This window comes from Streptomyces lycii (assembly GCF_009735685.1).
In the GTDB taxonomy this organism is placed as follows: Bacteria; Actinomycetota; Actinomycetes; order Streptomycetales; family Streptomycetaceae; genus Streptomyces; species Streptomyces lycii.
In genome coordinates this window covers 1-385 of record NZ_WHPN01000105.1, presented here as the reverse complement: position 1 = coordinate 385, position 385 = coordinate 1, and the positions used below count along the sequence as shown (strand labels likewise).

Annotated in this window: 1 pseudogene; it reads left to right on the top strand. The window is 79.0% G+C overall.

The window, feature by feature from the left end:
- Nucleotides 1-218, top strand: a pseudogene (locus tag GCU69_RS32515) (hypothetical protein); the annotation flags it as partial.
- Nucleotides 219-385 lie beyond the last annotated feature (167 nt).

Below are 385 nucleotides of genomic sequence, written 5' to 3'. Positions count from 1 at the left end.
CCGAGCCGTCCACGCCCGCGTCCCGTACCCGCAAGGCGACGGGCGCGGCGCGCGGCGGCACCCGGCGCAGCGGCACGGCGTCCGGCAAGAAGCGCGCGTCCGGCAGGGACGACGGGACCGGCGCGGGCGGCAGAACCGGCGGCTCCGGGGGCACCGGCAGCTCCGGCGCGCCGGACGCGTCCGGCAAGTCCGGTGACAAGGGTGACAAGGAGGCCTGATCCAGGGTGACGGCTACGGGGGCGGAGAGGGACATGGGCACGGCGGCAGCGGACACACCGGCCGACGGCCTGGCGCTGGCCACGGCCGTACGGTCCGTCCTGGCGCGCGTGGACGCGCACGCCGCCCGTGCACGCCGTCACGCCGCGGGCGCGGCCTCGGACACGGT